Source organism: Streptomyces sp. NPDC002018, assembly GCF_042890865.1.
Lineage (GTDB): Bacteria > Actinomycetota > Actinomycetes > Streptomycetales > Streptomycetaceae > Streptomyces.
Genome location: NZ_JBIASO010000030.1, coordinates 69,070 through 76,061, shown reverse-complemented (window position 1 = coordinate 76,061; position 6,992 = coordinate 69,070). Strand labels below are relative to the sequence as shown.

The following is a 6,992-nucleotide window of genomic DNA, read 5'->3' as shown; positions in this document are numbered from 1 at the left end:
ACCGTCGAACGGGCCATCAACAGGCTGAAACAGCACCGGGCCGTGGCCACCCGATACGACAAGCGTGGCTACGTCTTCCTCGGCACCGCAACAGCAGCAGCCCTCACCATCTGGCTCCGCACATGATCGACCGGACAAGTCCTAGGGCATCGCCTCAGCCTCCCGCCTCTGCAACTGATCCGTGCGGCGGGCTGGACCGATCGCGTCCAAGCTACTCACATCCCAGGCAGTCTGCTGCTGGATCTCACCGGGCCGGAGGCCCAAGGATTCGCCCGACTGACCCGCCAGACAGCCGAGGAAGTGTCGGCACTGACACTGAAACAGTGGCGAGACCGGTATCCCCCCATCGCCTGGTCATCCGTGCCCGGAGCGGGACCGAAGAGGCCGGACCCATGGCTTTTCGTCGGCTCCCCGCGGTATTGCCCCTCCTGCCTGGCGGGCGACGGCACCCCGGCCCAGCAACTCCACGGCGGCCCCTGGCACAAACTCTGGCACCTACCCATTGTTTTCAGCTGCGTAGAACACCAGACCTATCTGGAAGCAGGCTGCCCGCACTGCGGGCAGCCGCGCGCCATATCAGGGCGCCTGATCGAGCGGGCCAACGATCACAGCCTGCACCCAGCGCAATGCCGGTGGACGATCGACACCCCAACGCAGAAACGAAAGTCCCGCGCCTGCGGCGGCAGACTCGATCAGCGAGTTACTACGGATCCCGGCCGTCAGCCACACCCGACACCGGGCATCCTTCGCTTCCAGCAGTCCCTGCTTGCCCACCTGGAACCGCCGACTCCGGCCACGGACGCATCCGAATACTTCACAGATCTCCGGCTGGCCACCGCACTGATCGGCCTTACTTGGCCAGTAGGGCAGCATCTTCTCCACACCACCCTCTCCGGGTATGTGACCGCGTACCTCCACTCCACTTCAGAGAATTTCGGCACCAGCAACGGTCTGCAGCACCATCGCTTGCGCGATGTACCGCCCCGTGACCCGATCGCCTGTGCCGGACTCCTACGCGCCGCACACTCCTTACTCGAAGCAAACGATCTGTCCGAGCACCTTTCCCAGCTCGTCCACACCCCTGGAGAGCGGCCGACACGCACGCCCTGGGTACGCATCTACGCCCGCCATGAAAACTCGTGCTCGCGGCGATTCCGAGACGCGGCCGAACCATTGACACGCACCTACCGCAAAATCGGCGGCCCACAAGGACCCCGAGCACCACTGCGGGACGACTACCGACCAGAACACATCCCGGCATACCTGGAACCGGACTGGCATGAAAGATACTTCGCACCCATTGCCGGAATCGCCCCGAAGGTCTTGCGTCGAACCGCTGCGGTCCGGCTCGTCCAGTGGGCCATAGGCGGACCCCTCGATGAGGCCGCGACTTACCTCGGCATAGCCCCGGACCGCGTGCGGTTCAGATCCAACACCGACTTCCAACGCTGGGAACGCGCGGGACGCAACCCTGCCGAGTTCGAACGGGTCCTCCGCGAGCTCAGCGCCGAACTCCGAGCACCCCACCGACCACTCATCGACTACCAGCGCCGACGTGAGGCACTCAGAGACTGGGCTCTGCCTCCTGACGAATGGGACGCCCTGGTCAGCGAGTTACCACCCATCCCCGGCCCCATTCGGCCGGCAGTCGGCGACCGCAAACGTCAGGACGCCTCCGTATTCATCTGGGTACAGGTCACACAAGGCGAGCACCTCTTCGCCCCTCGCCCCATTGAGGCCGAACAGCCTCAAGACGTCCAACGCGAATGGGCTCTTCGCCGCAACACCACCTGGTACAACCTCGTCCGGCCAGATACCTTTCGGCACTACGCCGACCTACGGAAACTCCTCGCCGAATATGCCCAACAGCTCGCCCGGGACATCGACTCGGGTGCAGGCAGATAACCAACGGTCATCCAGTCGGGTGGCCCGAGGGGATCTCACCCTCGGGCTCCACAGATCCGGGACGCCGGCCCGCGCGGCCAGGATGGCTGCCGCGGCGGCCAGCTGCGGCTTGGTGCGGGAGCCCGGGTCGCTGCGCTTCTTGGGGAAGTGGTGGGCAGGGCTGTAGGGCAGCGCGTGCAGCGGGTAGTACAGGCGCTCGTCCGCCCACAGCGTGGTGACCGTCACGATGCCGTTGTCGGTCTTGCCCAGCCAGCCCAGCCACTGCCAGCCGGTGAAGGCGGTCCTGGTGCCGTCCTTGCGGTCGCCGGAGTCGTCCACGACCAGCACTCCGTGGGCGGCGTCTCATCCCCTCAGCTCGCATTGCCAGTCAGGGCATCGAGGAGTGCGATGGCCTCGCGGCGGCTCAGCAGCTCGTGGAAGCGCTCGTTGCGGAAGTTCCGCAGGCACGCGTAGCAGCTGCTCTCCGGGCCGCACTCGCAGGCCGCCACCCGGGCAAGCGCGGCAGAGACAACCGGTTCGAGCCGCTCGCCCATGGACACGGCGTTGCCCGCGCCCCCCGGAGTGGTGTCGAAGAGCAGCAGGGACGGCATGCCGTCGGTGCCGGTGTGAACCGTGCCGTCGATGTCGTCGCGGCTGATCTCCAGGCGCGCGGCGGCGCCTTCGAGCAGTGCGTACAAGCCGGAGCGCAGACGGGCCGGGGTGGCGGTCAGGGCTGTGAGCGGGTCCAGATGGATCTGGAGAAAGTCGGTCTGGTACCGGTGAGCGAGGGAGACGACGCGGAGGGTACCAGTGCACTGGGTGTCTTTCAGCAGGTGCGGGTGGCCGCCGCGCAAAGGCCCGGCCTGAGCGTGCGGACGGCTCCAGCCGCACCAGTCGCAGATCTGGTATCCGGCACCGGCCGGTCCCTCAGAGACAACCACCATCTCTCCCCGGGTGCCCGCCGACCAGAGCGTGGTGTGGCCGGAGACGAAGGTAATCGCGCCTTCCTGGAGGTCGGCGGTGTCGGTGGACATGTGGACGTCGCCGTACCAGGACCGTCGTGGCGGGGTCTGCCCCGGGCGGCGCTGTGGTCCGCGCGCGGCGACGAACCCGTAGACCGGTTCGACGTACCGGCGTTGCGCGGCCGCGGACTGCGTGCCGCAGGCGGCGCAGACGGGGTCCACGGGTTCGGTGGCCTCCCGGTAGCGGCCGCAGGCCGCGCACACGGCGTAGTGGCGGCTGACCAGTTCGCGGTCCGGCAGCCGGTAGACGCCGGCGGACGCCCACAGGTGGCCGCCCGCCACGATCTCGGCCCCCGGGGCGTACTCGTGGACGGCGGCGCTCAGGTCACGGGTGAGTTCGAGTTGCCCCGAGACGGCGCCACCCTCCTGGGGGATGCGCAGTTCGACGGTGTCCACGGGGAAGCCGTACTTGGGCAGCACGTTGCGGTTGGCGAGGACGCCGAGCAGTTCGCGTTGGGTGAGGTTACGGATGACCTTCTCGTACATCTCCGCCTGCCGGTACTTGCGGGCGACCGCCGCTTGGTCGCGGCGTTCGCTGTACGAGGTGACGTCCTGGTCGAGAATCTGCTGCGCGGCCCGCAGGAGCCGGTCCAGTTCGGCGACCCAGTCGCCGGAGTCGATGCCGATCTCTTTCTGGACCTGGTTGGGGAGAACCCGGCGCAGGGAGGCCATGACGCTGTCCGGAACGGGGGTCAGCCAGTCGCGCACCGTGTGGGCGGCGATCTCGCCGGTGGTGTCGTCGGGAAGGAAGAACTCTCCCGCCTTGCGCCAGATCCGGCCCCGCTCGTCCTTCATGGCACGGAAGAAGGCGGCGAGCGCGATGGAGTGGGCGTGGCGGCGGTCGATCCGGACGTTGTCGACGGGGACGATCGGGGCCCGTACCTCCCCGGCGATCATCCGCTCGGGCTCCGCGAACCGGGCGAGGTCGTGGGGCCGCCGCTGCGCGTAGGTGAGGACCAGCGCGGCCGAGTCGGCGCGGCGGCCGGCGCGGCCGGCGCGCTGGACGTAGTTGGCGGTGGAGGGCGGCATGTTACGCAGGACGACGGCCTGGAGTTCACCGACGTCGACGCCGAGTTCGAAGGTGGTGGAGCAGGACAGGGCGTTGACCTGCCCTCGGACGAACTCCCCCTGGATCTCGGCGGCCTTCTCCCCGGTCCACTGCGCGGTGTGCTCCTGGGCGCGCAGGGGAACGGGGTCGAACGTCAGGTAGAGGCGCCGCAGGTGCTCGTCCGTCTCGGGCGACGGCTTGAAGTCCTCCAGGCGTCCTGTGCAGCGCAGCGTCGGGCACACACCGCGCACGGAGAGCGCGGTGATACGGCGGCAGCGGTCGCAGACGTACAGCGGACCGCTGTCCGCCGTCACCGGCCGCAACCGCAGCCAGGTGTGGTCGAGTCGGCGGACGACGCCGATCCCCGGTTGGCTTTCGGACGGCAGCCAGTCGGCGAGGTGACCTGTCGTGAGGTCGGTCCACAGGCGGTTCAAGACATCGAGGGCGGTGGCCCGTCGTTCGCCCTGGTGGCCGAGGGCGTCGAGCACGCGTACGAGGTAGTCGACGCGTCGGTTTGAGGCGCTCGCGGCGCTGGGCAGCCAGCTGATCACTCTGCGCTTGGCCTCGGAGCCCTGGGAGCGGACCCAGATGGGCCCCTTGCGTGGGGCGAACGCCTCGTCGCCCGCGTCGACGTCCTCGGGCATGGTGAGCGCACCCTGGTTGCGCAGGGTACGCAGGAGTTCCTGCAGCAGCAGCCATGCCTCGTCGTCCGTGAGGCCGAGTGAGGTGAGGGCGGCGGGCGGCTGCCAGAACGGCTCGCGGTCGATGTCGATCCGGAGCAGGCCGAGGCCTTCGAGTGACTGTCGGTCGTCGAGGCTGAGCACTTCCTGCATCACCCACAGAGCCACTTCGCGCTGCTTGGCCTGGCGGGAGTCGTTGCGGCGGAAGACTCCGGCGCGGTCGGCGGCGCGGATGGTGTGGGCGACGAGGTCGTCGATGTGCAGGGGCTCGTCGGGGTCGGGGCAGCCCTGTCGGACGGCCTGGGTGATCAGGCGCCGGTGCTGGATGCGGGTGTAGGAGTCCTCCAGGTAGGGCGCGAAGTACGCGGCGGCCTGTCGGCTGTCACTGAAGAACAGCAGCTTGCGGCCCTGTCCGGGCAGTGCGGCGGCCGGGCCGTCAGTCGTCGGCGGCAGCGCCTGGTAGAGGGCGGTGCTGAGGACGGCGGCCGAAGCCTCGTTGCCCGCCTCGAACAGGCGGATCATGCCGTGACCGCGCGCTCCGCAGGCGAGGCATGCGGCCGGGGTGCCCTCGTGGGTGTCGAGTTGGTGGACGCGGCGCAGTTCGGTGCCACCGCATCCGGGAGCGGTGCAGGATGCCGTGGCCGCGGGGTGCACGGCCGCGCAGCGGGTGCACAGTCTGCGTTCCTTGAGACCGCCCTTGGCGTTGTCGCCGAGTGTCTCGTCGTCCTCGTCGGCACCGGTGTCCGAGCCGTCCTCGTCGAGGAGCAGCCAAGTGTGGGGGCTGTGGGGAGACTTGCGGTGTGCGAGGCGGGCCTGTGCCCCCTTGCCGGTGAGGGTGCCGTGCAGGTGTACGGCACCGCAGCGGCGGCAGGCGCCCAGCTCGAAGGAGGGGCGGGCACACCGCGCGCACGTCTCGTGGCGGGCCAGGTCGAGGTGGGGGCCTGCCGGGTCGAGGCAGGTGAAGGCGCCTTCCGTGGCGCGTGCGAAAAGGTGGTAGCGGGCGGAAAGCACGGGAGCGCCGTCGGTGTCGGTCACCTGGCTGGCGAGTTGGATGAGCGCGGTGACCGCCGCGGGTCCGACGGGGTCACCGGGAAAGACGTCGCGGGCGATCTCGTTCACGGGCCGGGGTCCGTCGGCGAGGGCCCGGCGCAGAGCCACGGTGCTGGCCTCAGCGGCGAGGGCGGTGGCCGCGGTCGTGTCGGCGGGCAGGCCGTGCATGCGGGCGGCCGACACGATCTCCGGTCCGGGGTCGGCGGTCGTGGCCAGGCGCAGGTACTCGGTGGTCGGCAGCGGTCCCCAGTGCGGGCCGTCGGGTGTCCCGACCCGGGTGGCGGTGACCAGGTCCTGGGCGGCGGGTTCGCTCGCGTCCCACCGGAAGGGGACGTCGAAGAGGGCCTGGGCGAAGGCGGTGACGGCGGCCGGGTTCTCCTCCGCGCCGACGGTGGCACTGGTGGCGATGGCCTGGATCTCCCGACCCTGCCCCACACGGTCCTTCAAACGGCGCAGCAGCATGGCGAGTTCCGCGCCGCGCGCTCCGTCGTAGACGTGGGCCTCGTCGACGACGACGAACCGCCAGGAACCCGCCTGCTCTCCCTCGAAGAGGTCCATGTCCTGGGGGCGGAGCAGCAGGTACTCCAGCATGGCGTAGTTGGTGAGCAGGAGGTGGGGCGGTGTGGCGCGCATCTCGCGTCGGCTGAGCAGTTCGTTGGGCAGGCGCGGTTCGCCGGGGTTGAGCTGCTCGAAGGTGTCGGCGGCGCGCTGCGGATCGTCCTTGGTGTCGCCGGTGTAGCGGCCGAAGGTGATGTGGGGGGCGTCGGCGAGAAGTCGGCGCAGTCGCTTCATCTGGTCGTTGGCCAGGGCGTTCATCGGGTAGAGCAGCAGGGCGCGGACACCGGGTCCGAGGGTGCCGCGGGCGTGCTCGGCGGCGAGGGCGTTGAGGACGGGCAGGAGGAAGCTCTCGGTCTTGCCGGAGCCGGTGCCGGTGGCCACGACGAGGTTGTGTCCGGCGACGGCCTTGCGCAGCGCCTGTTCCTGATGCCGGTACAAGGGACGGTCGGCGGGCAGTGCGGGGCCGGTCAGCTGCTGGAACGCGGGGTCCAGTACGCCCTCCGCGACGAGCTCGTTCAGGGTGGCGCCCGGCGCGTAGGCGGGGGTGGCCTCCAGCAAGGGCCCCTTGGTGAGCAGCGGGCTGGTGTCGATGGCGTGGGCGAGGGCCTCGGCCAGGCGGGGCTCGCGCAGGGGCAGCAGGGAACGCAGATAGCGGCGGTAGGTGTCGCTGATCATGCGGGAGGTGGCGAGCGGGTCGAGGCTGTGCACGGGAGGCTCCGATGTGACGGTCGGCTTCGGACGAGCGGTGGG

At 69.6% G+C, this 6,992-nt stretch carries 3 protein-coding genes and 1 pseudogene; 1 reads left to right on the top strand and 3 read right to left on the bottom strand.

Annotated elements, in window-relative coordinates; translation table 11 throughout:
- Positions 1 to 168: 168 nt before the first annotated feature.
- A pseudogene (locus ACFYYH_RS32205) lies at positions 169 to 525 on the top strand (TniQ family protein); the annotation flags it as partial.
- A 51-nt stretch (positions 526 to 576) separates the two neighbouring features.
- Here ACFYYH_RS32205 and ACFYYH_RS32200 read toward each other — a convergent pair.
- From ACFYYH_RS32200 to ACFYYH_RS32190, 3 genes are all read right to left on the bottom strand, one after another.
- Complete coding sequence (locus ACFYYH_RS32200; RefSeq protein WP_388558688.1) at positions 577 to 882, bottom strand: hypothetical protein; 306 nt, start codon at positions 880 to 882, stop codon at positions 577 to 579.
- A 954-nt stretch (positions 883 to 1,836) separates the two neighbouring features.
- Positions 1,837 to 2,232, bottom strand: a complete 396-nt coding sequence (locus tag ACFYYH_RS32195) for a transposase (protein ID WP_388558685.1) — start codon at positions 2,230 to 2,232, stop codon at positions 1,837 to 1,839.
- A gap of 23 nt (positions 2,233 to 2,255) precedes the next feature.
- The gene (locus ACFYYH_RS32190) at positions 2,256 to 6,950 is read right to left on the bottom strand and encodes a DEAD/DEAH box helicase (RefSeq protein WP_388558682.1); all 4,695 of its coding nucleotides are present in this window, start codon (positions 6,948 to 6,950) and stop codon (positions 2,256 to 2,258) included.
- Positions 6,951 to 6,992 lie beyond the last annotated feature (42 nt).